16 protein-coding genes are annotated in these 20004 nt (G+C 48.4%); 7 read left to right on the top strand and 9 right to left on the bottom strand.

The window, feature by feature from the left end; all coding sequences use genetic code 11:
- Window positions 1-81 precede the first annotated feature (81 nt).
- A complete protein-coding gene (locus ACO6UY_RS06755) occupies window positions 82-978 on the top strand; it encodes a cation transporter (RefSeq protein ID WP_422465637.1) in 897 nt (298 codons plus the stop codon).
- Here ACO6UY_RS06755 and ACO6UY_RS06750 read toward each other — a convergent pair.
- From ACO6UY_RS06750 to nirB, 6 genes are all read right to left on the bottom strand, one after another.
- Window positions 975-1691, bottom strand: coding sequence for a hypothetical protein (locus ACO6UY_RS06750; protein WP_422465635.1), 717 nt, complete (start codon window positions 1689-1691; stop codon window positions 975-977). The genes ACO6UY_RS06755 and ACO6UY_RS06750 overlap by 4 nt on opposite strands.
- Window positions 1692-1885: 194 nt before the next feature.
- Entirely contained in the window at window positions 1886-2389 is a 504-nt protein-coding gene (locus tag ACO6UY_RS06745; protein WP_422445992.1) for a hypothetical protein, read from the bottom strand.
- 145 nt (window positions 2390-2534) lie between these two features.
- A complete protein-coding gene (locus ACO6UY_RS06740) occupies window positions 2535-5237 on the bottom strand; it encodes a molybdopterin-dependent oxidoreductase (RefSeq protein WP_422460726.1) in 2703 nt (900 codons plus the stop codon).
- A 23-nt stretch (window positions 5238-5260) separates the two neighbouring features.
- Window positions 5261-6517 carry an NAD(P)/FAD-dependent oxidoreductase gene (locus ACO6UY_RS06735; RefSeq protein WP_422489437.1) on the bottom strand — a complete coding sequence of 419 codons (1257 nt, stop codon included), beginning with the start codon at window positions 6515-6517 and terminating at the stop codon, window positions 5261-5263.
- Window positions 6517-6873: a nitrite reductase small subunit NirD gene (gene nirD / locus ACO6UY_RS06730; RefSeq protein WP_101746857.1), complete on the bottom strand. Its 357-nt coding sequence runs from the start codon at window positions 6871-6873 to the stop codon at window positions 6517-6519. The genes ACO6UY_RS06735 and nirD overlap by 1 nt, the downstream gene beginning before the upstream one ends.
- Complete coding sequence (gene nirB, locus ACO6UY_RS06725) at window positions 6873-9410, bottom strand: nitrite reductase large subunit NirB (RefSeq protein WP_422489435.1); 2538 nt, start codon at window positions 9408-9410, stop codon at window positions 6873-6875. Before nirB ends, nirD begins: the two co-directional genes overlap by 1 nt.
- A 431-nt stretch (window positions 9411-9841) precedes the next feature.
- Here nirB and ACO6UY_RS06720 point away from each other — a divergent pair, with 431 nt between their 5' ends.
- Window positions 9842-10207: a YacL family protein gene (locus tag ACO6UY_RS06720; protein WP_101746855.1), complete on the top strand. Its 366-nt coding sequence runs from the start codon at window positions 9842-9844 to the stop codon at window positions 10205-10207.
- 184 nt (window positions 10208-10391) lie between these two features.
- On the opposite strand, the gene pdxB is transcribed toward ACO6UY_RS06720, so the two are convergent.
- Window positions 10392-11552, bottom strand: a complete 1161-nt coding sequence (gene pdxB / locus ACO6UY_RS06715; protein ID WP_422489433.1) for a 4-phosphoerythronate dehydrogenase PdxB — start codon at window positions 11550-11552, stop codon at window positions 10392-10394.
- A gap of 90 nt (window positions 11553-11642) precedes the next feature.
- On the opposite strand from pdxB, the gene ACO6UY_RS06710 reads away from it, so the two are divergent.
- From ACO6UY_RS06710 to ACO6UY_RS06700, 3 genes are all read left to right on the top strand, one after another.
- Window positions 11643-12767, top strand: coding sequence for a DUF3080 family protein (locus tag ACO6UY_RS06710; protein WP_422489431.1), 1125 nt, complete (start codon window positions 11643-11645; stop codon window positions 12765-12767).
- A gap of 97 nt (window positions 12768-12864) precedes the next feature.
- On the top strand, window positions 12865-14199 hold the full coding sequence (locus ACO6UY_RS06705) for an RNA ligase (ATP) (RefSeq protein WP_422489429.1): 1335 nt from the start codon (window positions 12865-12867) through the stop codon (window positions 14197-14199).
- Between the two features lie 158 nt (window positions 14200-14357).
- On the top strand, window positions 14358-16754 hold the full coding sequence (locus tag ACO6UY_RS06700; protein WP_422489427.1) for a hypothetical protein: 2397 nt from the start codon (window positions 14358-14360) through the stop codon (window positions 16752-16754).
- Between the two features lie 124 nt (window positions 16755-16878).
- Here the strand turns inward: ACO6UY_RS06700 and ACO6UY_RS06695 are convergent, their stop codons facing one another.
- Complete coding sequence (locus tag ACO6UY_RS06695) at window positions 16879-18357, bottom strand: ankyrin repeat domain-containing protein (protein ID WP_422446012.1); 1479 nt, start codon at window positions 18355-18357, stop codon at window positions 16879-16881.
- A gap of 144 nt (window positions 18358-18501) precedes the next feature.
- On the opposite strand from ACO6UY_RS06695, the gene ACO6UY_RS06690 reads away from it, so the two are divergent.
- A complete protein-coding gene (locus ACO6UY_RS06690) occupies window positions 18502-18711 on the top strand; it encodes a hypothetical protein (protein WP_422446014.1) in 210 nt (69 codons plus the stop codon).
- Between the two features lie 156 nt (window positions 18712-18867).
- Window positions 18868-19710, top strand: coding sequence for a hypothetical protein (locus ACO6UY_RS06685; protein WP_422446015.1), 843 nt, complete (start codon window positions 18868-18870; stop codon window positions 19708-19710).
- Between the two features lie 36 nt (window positions 19711-19746).
- On the opposite strand, the gene ACO6UY_RS06680 is transcribed toward ACO6UY_RS06685, so the two are convergent.
- The gene (locus ACO6UY_RS06680; protein ID WP_422446017.1) at window positions 19747-19938 is read right to left on the bottom strand and encodes a hypothetical protein; all 192 of its coding nucleotides are present in this window, start codon (window positions 19936-19938) and stop codon (window positions 19747-19749) included.
- Window positions 19939-20004 lie beyond the last annotated feature (66 nt).

Raw genomic sequence — 20004 nt, 5'->3', positions numbered from 1 at the left:
CAATGTCTCATAGCTTAGTCATCGACAAAGATGGTAAAGAGCAGGTTCTAACGCTCCTGAAAGACCTATGATGAGCACAATATGTATCACTGGCTACAGCTAAATGAGCTCAACATCCTGCGCTATTCTGTTGTGCTGGAGCTTTTTTTTGGAGTGACAGGTATTCTCGTAGCCTTCTACAGCCGCTCAAACGCTGTACTGCTGGACGGTTGTTATTCCCTGCTTTGCACCTTGACGATGATGGCAAACGTCAGGATATCCCAGATCGTCAAGCTGCCGCCATCCCCTGAAAGCCCTTATGGTTACCCGACCCTTGAGCCATTAATGCTTTTTTTTGAAGGCATTATTTTACTGGGACTTTGCCTTGCCTTACTGTCTTTTTCTATCTGCAAACTCATCACCGGTGGGTATATACCGGAGTTTGACCTTGCCCTGGCTTACGAGATTTTTTCAACGATCATCGGGGGAGCTACAGCCACACTTTTTTTTCTGCTTCATCGCTCTAAACCCTCCCCGCTGATCTATTTTGAATGCCAGGAGTGGCTGGTTGACTCTGCCGTCAGCGCAGCGGCCACGGCAGCGTTTGCCATAGCTTACCGGTTAGGAAATAGTCACCCGATTACCCCTTTTATTGACTCCATACTCACCATAGGGCTACTGCTGTTTCTGGTCGGGCTCCCCCTCAAGACACTGCACAAAAACTTTAAACAATTGCTGTTAAAAGATGTGGTAACACCAGAGCTGTTAGAATCGACAAAAAAAGTCATAGCAGAACAATGGGACGGCCAGCAAATCAATATCAGCATGATCTGGCTCGGCAGATGGTTATGGGTCAATGTAGAGATAACCATCCATAACGATACTTTGCCAAATAAAGAGGAGTTTGAGAGTATCAGGGCTAAAGCAGAACACGCTATCAGCTCAATATGTCAATATTATCGTCTTCAGTTCAGCTTCAGTTTTCAGAACAGCACTTAATACCTGTGGGCAATTGGGTCAGTAATCACAACCGTATCACCACGAAGCATAAAGTTACCGCCATGAAGGTCCATTGAGCCCACCGTTGACAGTTGGGTCAATATATCAAAGAGTGTTTGCAGAAAGTCTTCATGGGATTCAATGATACCGTCATCAACCACATCGGAGATATTGTTGCCTGCTCGTTGCACCAAATCAGAACTGGATACTTTTATCTTCTCAACAAACACTTCCAGTGTTTTGATTTCCTCAGGAAACTCACTGTTATCCACACCAAAAGACTGCATGACCGCCTTACAGGAACCCCATAAAAGGCCAAAGTCATAGTCATGAAAGTGCCGGGGTTCAGTTGCCCGCGACCCATCATCCATAAAGTCTGACAGTCGCTCCACCACGTAAACCCGAACCACCATCCCGCAGGGTAAGGTAATGACATCTTCACGATGAATAACAGGCAGGTGTGGGTTGCTCTGGTTTTCCGGTGTCATGCACCATCGGGCAAAAAGGTAATAGCCATCTTTTTTGTCAGGGCACACCTTGACCACCTTATCCGGTTCATCGGGCAGGTTATAAACCGTGGCATAAACACCCTCTGCCACAGGATCAAGCTCTGAACAGCGGTCCAAATATTGTGCAATATCCTGCTTGTCTCTGATTTCATTCTGTTCGACAAGTACTTTTATATCCTGGATTGTTTCCGAGTAAATTTTCATTTTTATAGTTTTTCCATGCCCATTCAGGCACAAGAATATCCGTATTTTTATTTGTTTCTAGCCCGTACCATTTATTCTATCACTGTCTGACAAGTCATAAACCAACAGATACTTAGAAAATGCAATAGGTGTTAATTATTGCCGGGAAACACCGACAGCTCTTAGAATTGAGCATGGTCGGGCTTGTAACTTTTCTAGAGAGTTCTGGGTTTTGGTAATTTGGGGCCATCGGAAGGAGGCGCAAACGGTTGCGTATTCCCCGGATTCACCCAGTGATCCGGCACCTGAATCTCAGAACTGAAGCCGGGGGCGTCAGGGTTACGGGAAGGTCCAATTATTCCTCCAGATTCTGGTGTATAAACGGCACTGGGAGAATTGGTCAGCCAAGCAGGGTTGTTAATTTCACGGATTACGCGATCTGGTGGAATAAACGCCATAGGGCCGGTTGGTAAATGAGTACCAATGTAACTACGTCCCTCATTAATGATTTTCAATTCCCCTTGATGTACCGATGATGGGTGTTGCTCGGCGATGGTAATACCTCTGCCGCGAAAATTTCGGGGAATACCATCTTGGGCTCTATCGGGGAATCCGGGGTCTGCTCCTCTTGCCGCGCCATCAGGTCGGCCCGGTCCCGGTGGACGTGGCGATGCACTCCCAATGTATAGTGATGCTGAGTTATTTAAAGGGTTACTCATAATTATAAACCTCTTGAGTCCTCTCAATAGCGCAATCCTATTGCGGATTATCCCTATTGCTATGAGACTAACCAAAGTTCTTTTAGTTCCTTGCCCTGTTACTTGTTTTGTTGTTGTACCTATGTCCGGAATTCAAAGGCTAATGTCAACCTCTCTTGATTAATCCTCTGATTTCAGGAATACAGGACCCACAGTTGGTTCCCGCCTGCAAATGACTGCCCACTTGCACAGGGTCGGTCAACCCATGTTCAGCAATGGCCCGGCAGATGGTCTTCTCACCAACCCCAAAGCAGGCACAAACCTGCCTGCCGGCGTCTTCTCCCCGGGGAGGCTGGCCGGACAGAACCCACCAGGCTTCCTCAATTGAGGCCGTCTGACAAAACCAGGACTGTAACCACTGCCGATCACAGGAAGATATCGCCTGACTTGATACCCAAATAGCCTGAAGCTGTGCATCACTAAACCAGGCCACCCGACGCTCACCAGCGGTATTGTCGGTAAACTCAACCTTTTGATAGCTCTTGAGCCTTGAGAACAGTGATAACTGATCCAGGTTGCTACCCGCCATTTCATAGCGATAGCCATTTTCAATACGGACCTCAGTCATATAATCCATGTCGCCAAAAGCTACTCTCTCCCGAGTAATAAGTACGCCATACCGCTCAGTGTGGTAAGGTTCAACAGCCACCGGCGTATACTTCAGGTCCGGCTGTTTGGACACAGGATCAAGCACCGGATTCACCAGCACCCCGGAAAAGCCCGTCTCACTGTGCTGGCGTGTCCAGTGCATGGGCATAAACACTTCACCAGGCCGTTGAGCTTCAGAAACCTGCACTCGCACCGCCGCTTTGCCAAATTCCGATGAAATCTGACACAACGCCTGATCACGCAACTGGTAACTTTCAGCATCTTTCGGATGTATGGCCAGAAACGGCTCATCGGTATGTTGATTCAACCGGGCTGAAAGCCCGGTTCGGGTCATTGTGTGCCAGTGATCACGCACCCGCCCGGTATTCAGCAACAGTGGATAAGACTTTCCGGGAGCATTCAGAGGGCGCAGAACATCAGTGGCAATAAAATTGGCCCGGCCATTCCCGGTGAAGAAGCCGCCATCCTTAAAAAATCGTGCCTTGCTTGCTGTTGTTGATATTACCGGCTGTGTGTCAGACAGCGCCCCGGAACCATCACCCTGAACCGCTGATAATGGCCATTGAAACGGTTCCAAAGCGTCATATTCTGAGTCAGTGATATCGGCCAGGGGAGCAATGGTAAAATCCCGGACTTTTCCTTCCCGGTTATTTTCATAGCCTGACAGTGCCGCATGCTCACGGAAAATATCAGCACTGCCGGAATAGTTAAACGCCTCGGCAAACCCCAGACGGCCTGCCACTTCACTGATCATCCACCAGTCCGGCCTGGCTTCTCCGGCCGTGGGAAATAACGCACGCTGTCTGGAAATTCGCCGCTCAGAGTTGGTCACCGTGCCATCCTTTTCACTCCAGGGCGCTGCTGGCAATAAAATATCGGCAAATGCAGCCGTATCCGTGTGCTCAATGCAGTCTGAAACGACCACTGTCGGACACTTTGTCAGAGCCTTTATCACCCGGTTACTCTCCGGCAAACTGACAACCGGGTTAGTCCCCATGATCCAGACAAAACGTATTTCACCCCGATCCATTGACTTGAACAGGTCAACCGCCGTCTTGCCCGGAGACTGCGCCATATTGGCTGCCTGCCAGAAACGCCCGACCCTGGCGATATCATCAGGCGTAAACTCCATGTGCGCAGCCAGCTGATTGGCCAGCCCACCCACTTCCCTGCCACCCATGGCATTGGGCTGCCCGGTGAGTGACAATGGACCACTGCCGGGACGACCGATACGACCGGTAGCCAGATGACAGTTGATCATGGCATTCACTTTATCCGTCCCGGCTGCTGACTGGTTCACCCCTTGCGACCAGGCCGTCACGGTTTTATCGGTGGTACAAAACCAGTGATAAAACTGGATAAGTTCGTTTTGCTCTACACCACAGGCATCCGCCAGCTGTTGTATATCACCAACACTGGCCCTGGCCACTTCCAGCGCCTGATCGAAGCCCTGACAGTGTTGATCAATATAGTCCTGATCCAAAGCACCCTGATCGGCAAGCCAGGCAAGCAGACCATTAAACAGCAATACATCCGCCCCCGGTTTTATCGCCAGATGCAGATCAGCAAGATCACAGGTTTCTGTGCGTCTCGGGTCAATCACCACCACTTTCATGTCCGGCCGCTGCTCTTTCATCGCCCGGATACGCTGAAATAACACCGGGTGACACCAGGCCGTATTGGAGCCCACCAGCACCAGCAGATTAGCCAGCTCCAGATCCTGATAAGTATTCGGTACGGTATCCGAACCAAATGCACGCTTCTGGCCAGCCACGGTGGAAGCCATGCAGAGCCGTGAGTTGGTATCCATATTGGCACTGCCGATAAACCCTTTCATCAGTTTATTGGCGACATAGTAGTCTTCTGTCAGCAGCTGACCCGACCCATAAATGGCCACAGAGTCCGGCCCATACTGTTCAATGGTTTCCTGTAGCCGTGAGGCCACTTGATCCAGGGCTTCAGACCAGACTACCTGACGACCATGAACTTTTGGGTAAAGAAGACGCCCGTCCAGTGATACCGTTTCCCCCAGAGCGCTGCCCTTGGAACAGAGCCGACCATAATTGGCTGGATGATCTTCCCGCCCGGTAATCTCCACCAGGTGCAGCTCAGGATCAACCACCCTGGCGGAAATACCGCAACCCACACCACAGTAGGCACATGTTGTATTGATAGCCTTTGCCAATTGATTTACTGCCATGATGTTTGCCTGAATCAGAACCGTCATGCAGCCAGAAAACGCTGCCCGAAAATAAGTTGTTGCCGGATGGATGAGATATCAGTGCCTGACTCCATCAACTCCTGGTACCAAAGGCCATCAGTTACATCACCATACAGGAGCACACCTTTGATGCGATTATTCTGAAGTACCAGTTTGCGATAGATTCCAGCGTCTGAAGCATCCAGTGTCATCACTTGATCCGAGTCAGACGGAATGAACTCACCACTGGAAAACAGGTTGATACCATCAACTTTCAAATTGGTGGGAATGGGGACTGGCGTAAACGTTTGATCATGGTCCCCCAGCAGCGATGCAGCAACAATTTCCGCATGCCGATACACCGGAGCAACCAGACCAAACAACAATGACTGCGCTTCCTGCCCGCCAGTCAGTTGCATCTGCGCACATTCACCCACAGTAAAGATATCCGGATCAGACGTCTGTAGCCGCTCATTGACCAGAACCCCACGGTCGCATGTCAGGCCTGCCTCCTGCATCAGTTGTATGTTAGGCCGGACACCGGCAGTCACCACCACCAGCGATGCAGGCAGATATTCCCCATCAATCTGCACACCACAAACCCGACCATCAACGCCCTGGTAGGATTGCAGCGTAGCACTGCTGCGAAAAGCAATGCCTCTGCCCTCAAGTTCTTTGCGCAATAGCCCACCGGCATGTTGATCCAGCTGTCGGGCCATGGGAATGGGCATATTATCGACGATGGTCACTGACATACCCCGTTTGGCCAGACCACTACCACACTCCAGCCCCAGCAAACCACCGCCAATCACCACGGCCTGCCCCTGACCTGCTTCCAGCATCAGGTTGACATCGGCCAGACTGCGAAAGGCCAGAACGCCCTGAAGGTCCGCCCCGGGCACCGGAATCTGATTGGGCAAAGAGCCAGTGGCAAGAACAAGACGGTCATAGTCAAACGTATCACCACCGTGGGTGACCACCCGCTTTAATGAGCGATCAATCCGGATCGCTTTGTAGTTCTCGCCCATCAGTAGCTCGATACCCTGCTGCTGATACCAGGCGGCACTTTTCAGCTGAATCCCGTCCAGATCGACACTGCCCGCCAACAGTTTGGACAGCTGAATCCGGTTATACCCCGGGCAGTCCTCTTCCGAGAGCACGGTCACATGAAAAGGGCACTGACCACCGTTAAAGAGATGTTCAAGAAACCGGACCGAGCCCATGCCATTGCCAATAACCACCAGCTTCTGCCGACCATCCGGCTGTTGATAATGGCTCATCAGGCAACCTGCTCAGCAACTGGTCTTACCAGCGGTGCAGGCTGCACCTGTATGGCACCTTCATGGACTCGCACCGGGAATACATTGAGGCTGACGGTGTCATCTTCCAGACATTGTCCGGTGGTTAAATCAAAGTGCTGTTTGTAAATAGGCGACGCCACAACAAGATGCCCTCGTAGATCCCCCACAATGCCCCGGGAGATCACATTGACACCACTGAATGGATCAAAGTTATCCAGGGCAAACACCTGATCCTTTACCCGGAATACCGCCACCTGATAAGCACCCACCAGGGCGCAGATGCCCAGGTTTGCAGAAAGCTGTTCATCCTGGCAGATCGTCGTCCACTGGCTCATTAGATAACCTCCTTCAGCCGTATTTTTTCCTGCTTTGTTGCTGGTCGTATCTGATGCCTTTCATCGACAAAAACAACATTGCTGTCCGGCTGGTCACTGTTAATAAAATGGCTGAAACGCTTGAGTTTTTCAGGACTCTCCAGTGTCGTTTTCCACTCACACTGATAGGTGCCCACCAGATGGGTCATTTCATCTTCCAGCGCCTGATTAATGCCAAGGCTGTCGTCTATAATCACCGACTTGAGATAATCCAGACCACCTTCCAGATTATCCAGCCAGACCGAGGTTCTCTGGAGCCGGTCAGCGGTGCGAATATAAAACATCATGAAACGGTCAATATATTTCACCAGGGTTTCATCATCGAGCTCGGTGGCAAACAAGTCAGCATGCCTGGGTTTCATACCGCCATTACCGCCGACATAAAGATTCCAGCCTTTCTCGGTGGCAATAACGCCAACATCCTTACTCTGGGCTTCAGCGCATTCCCGGGTGCATCCCGAAACGGCCATTTTGACTTTATGGGGTGAACGCACCCCGCGATAACGGTGCTCAATGGCAATGGCCATACTGGTACTGTCCAGAACACCATAACGACACCAGGTACTGCCGACACAGGATTTGACCGTTCTCAGGGATTTTCCATAGGCATGTCCGGTTTCAAACCCGGCGTCCACCAACCGCTGCCAGATAGCGGGCAACTCATTCACCCGGGCACCAAACAGGTCAATTCTCTGCCCGCCGGTGATTTTGGTGTAAAGGTTAAAGTCTCTGGCCACCTCGCCAATAACAATCAGCTTCTGAGGGGTAATTTCACCACCGGGCACCCGTGGAACAATGGAGTAAGTGCCGTCTTTCTGGATATTCCCCAGGAAATAATCGTTGGTGTCCTGCAGCGGGGCATGGTCACTCTTCAGAATGTAATCGTTCCAGCAGGAAGCCAGAATAGAACCAATGGTTGGTTTGCAGATATCACAGCCCATTCCGCGACCATGCTTTTCGATCACCTGAGAGAACGTTGTCAACTCACCCACCCTGACCAGGTGATACAACTCCTGTCGTGAATGGGGAAAGTGTTCACAGATATCTTTTTTGACTTCGACTCCCAGTTGCGTCAGTTCATGGTCGAGCACCTGTTTTACCAGCTGGGCACAACCACCGCAGCCGGTTCCGGCATTGGTTGACCCTTTGAGCGCAGCAATATCCTGGCAACCTGCGGCCACTGCATCGACCAGATCCCCCTTACTGACATTAAAGCAGGAGCAGATCTGGGCAGTCTCCGGCAGTACCGCAACACCCAATCCGGCACTGGCACTGCCATCGCTTTGAGGTAAAATCAACTCAGCCGGATTGGCCGGTGGCACAATGCCATTCAACATCATTTGCAATAACGTGCCATAGTCGTCTGCATCACCCACCAGCACCGCGCCCAAGACCCGCTTTTTGGTTTTGGAAACCACCAGTTTTTTATAAACCTGTTTTTCCTCATCAATAAACTGATAGCTGAGAGAGCCTTTCGTATTGCCATGGGCATCACCAATACTGGCAACATCCACCCCCATCAATTTGAGCTTGGTACTCATATCTGCGCCGGCAAACTGGCTGCTGCCTTTACCGGTTATATGATCAACCGCCACCTGGGCCATTTGGTAACCGGGAGCGACCAGGCCAAAAATCCGGTTATCCCACAACGCACACTCACCGATGGCGTAAATTGATTCATCCGAGGTCAGACAGTCGTTATTGATAACGATCCCCCCTCGTTCACCCATCACCAGCCCGACCTGTTTTGCCAGTTCATCCCGAGGGCGAATACCCGCCGAGAACAGTACAATATCGGTGTTTAAAACCTCACCATCAGCAAACTGCATTTGGTGAACAGTCCCCTCACCATCGGTAATCAGCCGTGTATTCTTGCCGGTATGGATTTGCACACCCAACGCTTCAATTTTCTGTCGCAGCATGGCACCGCCGCCATCATCGACCTGGACCGCCATCAAGCGGGGCGCAAACTCAACCACATGGGTTTCAAGGCCAAGATCCTTTAACGCTTTGGCGGCTTCCAGCCCCAACAGCCCGCCACCAACCACGGTGCCAACCTTGCTGCTGTTGGCCGCTTTGGCAATGGCCTGTAAATCTTCAATGGTGCGATAGACAAAACAGTTGTCCCGCTCATGCCCCGGTACCGGCGGCACAAAAGGATAAGAACCGGTAGCCAGCACCAGTTTGTGGTAATGAATACGTCTCTCTTTATTGGTGGTTAATTCCCGGGTATCACGGTTAATGGCAATAACTGCTTCATCCAGAATCAAGTCAATGCCGTGTTTCTGATAAAAACCGTCAGGCACCATGGACAGATCTTCTGCACTGCGACCACTGAAAAATTCGGACAGATGAACACGGTCGTATGCAGGGCGGGGCTCTTCACCAAAAACAACCACCTGGTATTGCTCTAATCCACCAGCAGCCACCAGCTTTTCCATAAAGCTGTGACCGACCATGCCATTACCGACCACTACCAGGGTTTGTTTCCCGCTCATTTCGGCTAATTCCCCTTTTGATAAACCAAATTCTTCCTCCCCACATGCAGGGGATATGCCAAAACACGCAAAGCGCTGTCACAACAGGATTTGCCGGACCGGCAGCTTGTTGCCGGTGGCAAAATGCCCTCAGGTTTCCGGCCATCGATAATCCATGCACCAAAATAAGACCAAAAACGTAAGTGAACGACATTCAGGGAATAATTCTGGTGCATCACACTGCTTTGAGGCATCACTGCAAAAGAACGCTTCAGTACTCACACCCGCTTGCCAGTTGACCTGGCGCATAGGAGGCTTTTAAAGTTTCAGAGAATTCAGGTCGATGAAACCTGATTATTGATTAATTTTGATTGAACTACTTATTGGCAAACCTGCGCAGCCTTCTAAAATAGCTTTCCCGCTTTTATTGGTTTCTCTGATATCACACCACTATGGACTATCATTTCCAGCGCAACTTTTCCGGTCGTCCCGAAGCTCAGTTCTCCATGGACCATGAAGCAATGGGCATCTGGCTGACCGATGAGCTGGGCAGTAACAGGCAACAACTGGAGCACCTGTTACTGGTGGTTGAAAGTCTGGAGAAAGGACAGCGCTGGGAATATTTTGATGATGGCACAGACTATCGCCTTCATCTGACCCGGGATCACGCCGAAGTTCGGGCCGCCCTGCTGGATACCGAAATGGACTGTGAAGAGATGGAAGACCTGGACTATTACGACCATGAATCCATCAGCCACTGTGGCCTGGATGACTTTAAAACTCTCCTGGTTTGCTGGCAGGACTTTCTGAATATCTAGGAGGCTGACCGAGAATAGACTGCCCTACTGCGGTGGCAGCAAATTGGTCTAAAAAGTCGGAATTTTTTAGCAAATAGAACCACTATTTACTAAAAATTTCCGACTTTTTATCCTCAATTTTCTGCCATCCTCGCTACGGGCGCTATTCTCGGTCAGCCTCCTAGGAGAGTAGAATGAACTCCATTCAGAGTTCATCACCAATCCTGAACTGCAATGCCTGAAAGATATGCACTAATTCCGGTGCACAGTCTTTCAACTCCACTCGCAGTGTACTGAACTCCCGACGTTCCGGGTAATCCTTACGCAGCAAATCAAACGTCAGCTTGCGTTGAGATTCTTCAGCCCTTATCAGCCCCTTGCGCATCGTGGCATCATCACGACGAATGTCGTAAACAGAACGGATCGCCCTGGAACAGGTGGTTGAAAAGGTCATTCCCTCACTGAACTTCATCTGTTTCAGTACCGGCAATGGCGTAATCGCAGGCAGACGCACCCTGGCAGGAAGCCCAAAGTGCCGGCACAGTGCCTTGTAAATCATTTCCGTACCGCGAATCTTTCCGTCCAGGCTGTATCCGGCAATATGGGGGGTCGCAATATCGACCTGAGCCATCAACTCCGGGTCAGCATCGGGTTCATACTCCCAGACATCCAGCACAACGGTCAGATCGTCACGCTCGCCCAGACACTGCTTTAAAGCGGCATTATCAATCACAGGCCCCCGCCCTGCATTAATTAACACCGTTCCCTGCTTCATTGCCTTGAGTTGCTGCTCACCGATCAGATAGTGGGTTGGATATGGGCCATCCATTATCAGCGGGGTATGCAGACAAATGACATCCGAACATGCAATCAGTTGATCAACACTGACATAGCGACCACTGTTGCCTTCTGCCAATGCCAGCCAGGGGTCGCAGGCACACACTTCTACCCCAAGCCGCTCCATCATCTGATACAGACGACCACCCACCTGCCCCTTGCCAATAATACCGACTGTTCGATCACGCAGTTCAAAACCGTCTCGTTCTGCCAGAATATCCAAAGCCGCCAGAACGTATTCAACCACTGCCGTGGCATTGCAACCCGGCGCATGACTGAAAGCAATTCCCCGGCTGGCCAGATACTCCCGGTCGATATGATCAAAACCTGCTGTGGCAGTACCGACGAACTTCAGTGAACTGTTTTCCACCAGCTGCCGACTCACTTTAGTCACGGACCGAACCAGCAAAGCATCCGCATCCTGCACATCCTCAGGTGAAATGTTCCGGCCAGGCAGAGCAACCACCTCCCCCATCGCCCCAAAGCACTCCATCAGCAAGGGAATATTTTCATCAGCCACTATTTTCATACACGATGTTTCATAAAATTGTTGTCATTAACAGCCAGCGCTGACCCTTAAAAAAAGCTAAAAATAATAAACTGGCTATGTTATACCAACATGAAAGCCTCAAAAACAGCATCCCTGCCTGAGGGTCCAGTGATCAAGATAACGATAGACCGGTTTCCACCCCTGTTATTTGTCTTTGCCCTGATGCTATCCGGATGCTCAGACCACTCCTCGCCTGAGTATTTTCTTGAGGAATACCCCCATCGACTCAGCCGGGTTACCGGTGTCGATATCCCTGAACCAGAGATCGCTATCCCCACGCTGCCCCCGTTAAGACAACGCGCTTACCCGGCACCAGATCTCCGTATAAAAGCACTGGAAGCACTTGATTTGCTCAAATGCCCTGCCCTCAGTCAGGCTGTGGCCTACAGAAACAGCAGCCTGGGCAAGCAGATGCTCCCCTCGCAGCACTATTTCTACGAGAAAACCCTGTTATCATTGATTCCCCAATGCATCGGCTCTTTACAACAAACCAATGACAACCGGGAAGTCATTGCCAAACTTCAAGAGATACTCAGCGAAAAACTGGCAACGTTTCCAGCCATTGAGTGGAACCTGGTATTTGCCAATACTGAATTCAGCAAACAGTTGCACAGTCAGGGCAGGTTGCTCGCCATTAACGATCAGGCGAGTTTCCGGGGAACCCGCGAAGCACTTAACTACCTCACCCGATTACTGCCCGATCAATTACTTGAGCCCCCCTATACCTCCACTGATCTGGAACGTCACTTGCAACAGGTTACCGCCAGCCGGTACCTGGGAGAACTCATCTACTCCGCTGCCCTGTTAAGTCAGACCTTAAACCATGCTGCCAATATACTGCAGCTTCGTCTGGCAAAAGGGCCTGTTTGCCCCGCTGCTGACCCAGCAGAAGCAGAAAGGCTACACAATGTCTTTCGACTGTTTTATCGGGAAAAGATTCAGCCCTATCTTGCCAGGGTTGATCAGGAAGGAATCATTATCCGGAATGACTTCAAGCGTCTGCTCTCCCTCTTGCCAGCTGCACCCCGGGATGACATTCAACGCTATCTCAGCCTGATCACGCAAGCGTCAAACATTCACAGCCCCTGGTATCAGCTGGAACAGAGCATTAGGCACCATACGACCATCTGGGCTGAATTTCTGGATCAATGTGGCAAAGCAGCGGCGTTACAGATTAACCAGAAGGCTTTCTGAAATTGATCCCAACGACATGGAAAGGAAACTTTTATTAAAACAAATGGTCAGATTATGTCGCAAATCCCGATCAATTAATTATCAGGAGTATTAGCCAGTGTCCTTGCCCTCCGATAGCCTCAGCAGAGGTGCTGCAAACTTTACTGTTTCCGGCAGTGATTCCGCGCAATCGAATATTGATAACACTGCTTCTGCAAACAATTCGACTTTTTCTGGCAAGACCGTAGTTGATTCTGGTCAGAAAGGTGAATTTTTACCACAATTGCCGCCGCTCAACACGGAGCCCCCGGGTTTTGCACAAGACATTGCAAAAGATTCAACGTCTATCACTGATCGTTCGATTGCGGCAAGTCAGTCTGATGCTCCCCAGCCATTGGCCAATACGGGCATCCCTGATGATGTAAGAAAGTTAGCAACCATTAGAACCATTTCAGAAATACAGCCTATTAAAAATGCTGATAAAATTGAAGTTGCTACGGTCGATGGCTGGAAAGTGGTTGTTGAAAAATCCGAATTTAAACCAGGCCAATCGGTTATTTTTTGCGAAATTGACAGCGTCTTGCCGGTCAGGGATGAGTTCGAGTTTCTCAGTAAATCCTCCCATATAGTCTTACCAGATGGCAGTGAAGGTTATCGCCTGAGAACCATCAAACTCCGTGGTCAGCTATCACAAGGCCTGGTTCTGCCTCTTTCAATATTGGGAAAAGATGTAACTGTCAATGTGGGGGATGATGTAACCGCAAAACTCGATATTAAAAAATATGAGCGACCGGGAAGCTTATCGGACCGTGACTTTATCAAAGGTTACTTTCCCTTTTTTATTCCAAAGAGCGATGAAGAAAGAATACAAAACCTGCATTCTATTTTTGATTCCTTCAAAGATAAAAAATTCTATGTCTCAGAGAAACTGAACGGAACAAGTTCAACATTTTATTTGAGAAATAACGATTTCGGTATTTGCTCAAAGAACTACGAACTGAAAACAGATAGAGATCACCCACTGGGTAAGGTAGCCAGTAAGAATGACATTGAATCAAAGCTCAGGAGCCTGGGAAAAAATATAGCGATCCAGGCTGAAGTCGTCGGTCACAAAATAGAAGCTAATCCATACGAACTCGAGGAACTCCAGCTTTTTGTGTTTAATATTTATGATATTGACAAACAGTCATATATAAAAAAGGCAGAAATGGAAAAAATATGCCAGGAAATAGGTTTACCCATCTGCCCTGTTGTGTCCAATAACAAGGAGCTGGCTGCAACTATTGATAAGGTATTGGTGGATGCTAACGGAAAATCAAAGTTAAACAATCAGAAAAAACGAGAAGGTCTGGTCTATGTATTCGACGGCAATGATCCGGAGGAAAGAGTCTCTTTTAAAGTGATTTCCAACAATTATCTGTTAAAAGACAACACCGTCAAAGCAGTACATTAATACATCATTTCACTGATTTCCCGTTTCTGCTCTACAGCAGTCCCGGGACATCAGCGGCAAGAACGCTGAACAATCCCAGAATTACAAAAATAAAAAACAATTATTCTCATTTTTATCTACATGTGTAATCAGAATCTTTTCAACCCGGAATCCCTGCAATGCCCCCTATACTCACTTCCTGCATAACCCTGACGCCAACGTCTGATTCGGCTGGCACTGATAGCAACATCGACCCGGAGCAGGCTTCTGGCTGGTCACGCTACTGGAATATCAGTAAGTCGATAGCTAAATCCATCCATCCGGGCTTTGACCCCCATCAAGGGTCTGATCAGCCGGATACCCCATGGATACAACTGAATATTCAACCCAGAGAGCTGGCCCTGCGCCTGGTCCAGAAAACCATACCGGCCAATAGCTATCTCAATACTATTAATCAACTCGTCATGGCCTGTATGGCGCTGGCCAGCCTGCCGGGTTGTGGCGGTGCTTCTCCAGAGGGCAGCAATCCTGCCAGCACTCATGGTTCGGCCACAGTCAACGCAACTGGCAGTAACCAACCAACAACGCGGACCAGCAGTCCTGACACAAGTTCAGCACCCACCACGGCAGCCTCAACCGCCCCCACGGGCAGCAGGGGCAAACCGATTCCTGTTGATGGAGCCGCAGTCCTGGCCAAAGTCGGAAAGGATCCCTGTTATCCAGCCAATGGTACCTACGCACAGACCACTGATATTGATGCTGGCAACCACTCGCCTATCCCGCACTTCACCGGTGAGTACAACGGTAACGGCAATACCATCAGCAACCTGAAGGGCTGCCTGTTTAACAGCCTGGAGGGCAATGGAACAGTCCGCAATCTCACAATTACTAATGGCCATATTGACCGTGCAGGACTGCCCGGGACTAACGACACAGGCAGTGCAGCACTGGTTGCCTGTACCATGTCAGGGGGCTCAAGGCAGGAAAACATCGTCGTAGAAAATTCAAAGATCAGGGTTACAGCTGTAAAACCCTGGGTACAACAACACAGACAGCTGGGGATGCTGGCAGGCAAGATGAACGACAGCGCCGTACTCAGGGACAACCAGATCAACAACGTCAACATTGCTATTCAGGGCAGTGGGATTGACGTCGGCATGCTGGCCGGGCAAGCACTGGATAGAGCCACCATCGACAGCAACCAGGTTGAAAACTGCAAGGTATTCCTCTCAGGAATTGGCAGCGGCAGACGTACCTTGAACAGGTCCCGGGCCGAGACCAATATCAACATCGGCCTGATCGCAGGGAAAATAGTTGGTAACGAACATAACAATGTGGTCGTTAAAAACTCAACGTTGATTCATAACCGCATTGAAAGCTCTCCGGGCATTTTCGCGGCCAATATCGGTGGTGTTGCCGGCAGGGCCGATTTTGCCCGTATTGAAGATACGCAGGCCCACAATCAAAACAAAATTCATTATCATTCCATAATAATTGATGGACGCATCGCAATGGTGGTTGCTGATGCCCGTCATTGCACAATTCTGGATACTACCACCCGCGACAACCACCTGCAGGCAACCGTTAACTCTTTCTTACCGGCACATGTTGGTATCGTTACCGCAGATTGTCACAATAGCACCATCAAACATACCCTGGACATCGACTCTGATCTGGAGTTGTCCCAGAGCAGCTTTCGAGAAGATTCGGCGGGAGGCCATGCCGCCGTTGCTGCGGCTGTTGCCGAAGGCTGTAGCATTCATAACACAACTGCCAGAGAGACGATAATCGATGCTGAAACGGACAAAAGTTCCGTTGCAATTGCTGCGGCGTTTAACGATGCTGACACCACAGTACACCAAACAACCGCCGTTGACTGTGGACTATTTGCCTGGGAAAAAGACACGAACCGTTATACAGGAAGTGCGGCGGTCGGTGTTGCTGCCGGTCGCCAGGATAACTTTGGCAGTATCAGCGATACCCGGGTCTGCGGCAGTGTCATCAAAGGGTATCGCGCCGGCTTAGCAGCTGGTGATCCTCATCGCAACTTTTCCGGCACAGTTGCCTGCAATACTGAGTTAACCAGTTTTGCTGATGGTATCAGCACTACGGTAAATCTTGCCTGCGATAATGCCAGTTGCCCCGCAACCGAAAGAGCCGACAGCTCAAGTGTGGCCACCAGTGACCGGATACCAGCCACCATTAAACACTTGTCGTCAACAGAAATACCCTCCCGGCAAAATGGGTCGTCACTATCTGCTGCGGCCGGTAACGGGATCGTCAACAGCACGGCTTCAGCCCTTCATAATAACAGCGAGGAAGTTGACGTTGAATTTCCAACAGCCCTGACCAGCGGCATTGTGGCAGGGGGGATGATTGCCGGTGGTGTGACCCTTTATGCCCTGTACCAGTGGTACCAGGGCTACTGGCAAGGGTTAAAAGGTAAAGCGTTGGCCATCTACCCGCTTACCCGGATCAAAGAAACCATAAGCCAGCGTTTTTCCACCGCAAACCCTGATACAGGCCTGGAGTTGTCTGAATTAGTAGGCGCAAGTGATACCAGCCTGAGTAGTTAACCAAATGAAATCAGGCGTCAGGTCTCTCTCCGTAAAAGATCTGGCACCTGAGTTTTTATGACTCACGGTCTAAATCACCAGTTCAAAATAACCTGAGTATCATCACAGTTTTATCGAAAAAAAACTAACAACCTCCATCGCCACCGCCACCGCCATCACAGCTGCCACCGCCGCCGCCACCGCCATCACAATCACCATCATCAAGGACAAAGGCACCGAAACTGTAGGAATGACCATGGTTATTATCTGATGGTCTTTTTTTCAAAAAATCAGCACGTCTCGGCAATGCTCCACGACGCTCTAGCTCATCGAGGAGAAAGCCGTTTTGATAGTAGTTACTGTAGTAATGAGCATAAGTATATGCTGACCACCAATTAGGATTTTTTGATTGAAAATAGACGGTATCATTAATATTTTGCAAAGCACCCGGGGTCTTAAGAAGGGATAACACAGTTTGGGTTTTGCCTTTTTTTAATGCCAGCATCAGGAGCGTTTCGCCACGAGCTGTCTTACAGTTGAGATTTAACAATGGCTGCCCTTTACTATTTGTCAAATTAGCCAGATACTTCGTTGTTATTGGCCGATCATAATAGCCCGTCACTACATCCATGATAATCTTGGATCTTATCGGTTCTTGTTGTAATTCGGTGACCAGACATTCGTTTTTTTCCAGTAAAGCATCGCATAATAGCCAATTCTTTTCCGAGATTGCATATTTAAAGGCATAAAGGGCAAGTAGCATTTCCTCCTTGCCTTGTGCAACCTTAATCCTGGCATTAGGCTGACGCTTAAGCACTTGTAAAGTAAGTTCATATTGCTGCTTATCGGTAATCTTTTTCTTATCCCTGGCACAAAAAATTATTTCCAATAAATGATAATCAGATTTGTTGTGTGTATCCACGCAGGTTTCTTTATCGAGCAATAAACTAACCATTTCCCAGTGTTTTGCCCGGGCTGCGGCCATTATTGGTGTGTTACCACTTTTAAGGCTTTGATAATTGATATCAACACCCGCCTTTCTCAAAAGACTTTCAAGGCACACCAGATTATTCGCAACGGCTTTTCTATACAACCTTCGAGCAGATTTCGTTTTGACAAACGTATCCAGCAGCCGTTCGGCTTGTAGCAGTGAACCGCAAACTGAGCCATCAGGAAAACAATCATGGGTTGAATTTTTGAAGAAATCACTCACTGCTTTTTTTACCAATCCATTCTGCTTGAAGTTCTGCCAGAAACCGAGACTTGTGTTGAGTTGAATTTCTGAGCAGGGATCTCCTGCGAGCAATATCCTTTTCAGCAGCACTTTATTACTGATCGTTTCTTTTCCTGGACTTGTCTGCTGCATCACATTTGTGAGCAGGGAGGTCATATTTCTTTTTTCAGCCGTGGTTCGATCAGCAAGTTTAACCCCCCCTGAATAATCACAAGAGGGACACTTTCCCATAACTGGCAGTTTTTTACCCCAGCTGCCAACGCTGGTTTTTCCACGTCCCGGGAAATAACCCGTGTGATCGGGTTGATTCAGTTTCAATCCATTTTTCAAACCAGAGGCTGAAGGATACGCAATTTCTACGGTTACATTTACTTTTATGGTTGGAAGCATCAGTTTATCCTTACTTGTTAATTATTTTAGTTATTCATTTATCTTATATTATGAGTCGAAAAGTTATCCAAAAGTTCCCTGATTCAAAATATGAAGCTATATAGATAGTTATTGCATCAGATACCCACTTAAGTATCTAACCATATGAAAAATAGCCAAGGGAAAACAACCTGTGCCGACAAGGATAAATGGCAACGCTGTGGAGAAAGACTGAAGGAGCAATTTGCCTTCGATGAGCCTTACATCAGGGAACTTTGTGCTCTCAAATATGTACCAGAACCCGGTGAGAGAGCTCCAGAGGCGGACAGCGGTCAATTTATCTATCTCGAAGCGCGATTAAGCGACTTAATTTGACACCATTGATAATCTCTGATGAATCAACTTGCATGGAACTTTCTTATCAGAACGATGTCCAAAAAGAATAACTATTGCATCTCTATCGGTGCATTGCATGAAATTTATTGAAATTTCAGTCTTTGACAATGGAAAATAACTTAGGGAAAACAAACTATGAAAAGTATTTCTGAAATTGCAGCTTCCGCCGGTAATATATTGATTGAGGCGATTAAAGCTCCGTTTAAACTGATCGGCTATTGCTTCGGCAGGGTCGTAAAGGCGATTTCGTCTGCCTTTAATTACCTGTCCTGTAGATCAGACAACTCCGAACAGAGTCAAGCTCCCAACAAAACCCTGGATTCACGCACGGTTTCAACTGATACGGTTTCAACTGAAAAGCTAGAAGATGATGTGCTTGAGAATTTGCACACCTCATTTACAAACTGCCTGGAGCTTTACTTGAATCTTTTAGAAGAGTTAAAACAAAAGGCCTACTATATATTTATTGCCAAAAATATTATTTCCAGCAATCTTAAGGTTAATCCTACAAAAATCAAAAGGAAAAACATTGACAAGGATATTACCATTTTAAAGGAAGTTAACAAAACTCTGGATTTAGGTTTTAGTGATAAATTCTTTGATATTCCGCCAGATTCTCAACCAAACAATGCTGGGTTTATCAAAATTATAAAAGAATTTAAGCAACCGCTTGAATCATTGATCCATACTACTCGTCCTGAAAAATATAAGCTTCATGACTCAATTAAACCCATTAAGCTTATACGACATACAATTAACCAGCTGATTGCCACCAAATCTGCTGACAAGGACAAATGGCAACTCTGCGGTCATCAACTGGAAAGTCGTTTTGAATTTGATGCCCCTTACTTCAGGGAAATTTGCAATCTCAAATATGTACCAGAACCCGTTGAAAAAGCGCCAAAGGCGGACATTGTTCACTTTAACGAACTTGACGCACAATTAAGAACCTTATTTAACACCGTTGATAATCTGTAACTATAAGTAGCTAACCATATGAAATCATATGGTTAGCTACTTAAAGATGGCCGCCAGTAATCTGGCGGCAAAATTCAAACCAGGAGCAATAGAAAAGTCACCCACCTCAAGGATTGTTTTTTCAGCTTTCGCAAAACTTCGCTCTCTATAACAATCAACGTTCATTAAACTTCCCTGGCAGTAGGATGTCCCAAGTGAAGACATCTCATCAAATGCCCCTTTGATCATCTAATCCAGCTAAATACACGCCTTAAGACGTGTAATAAATGACAGGATAATCATTTTTAATACATA

This window comes from Endozoicomonas sp. ALE010, from assembly GCF_049310165.1.
In the GTDB taxonomy this organism is placed as follows: Bacteria; Pseudomonadota; Gammaproteobacteria; order Pseudomonadales; family Endozoicomonadaceae; genus Endozoicomonas.
The sequence above is the reverse complement of the archived record's forward strand: the minus strand, read 5'-3'. Positions and strand labels throughout refer to the sequence as shown.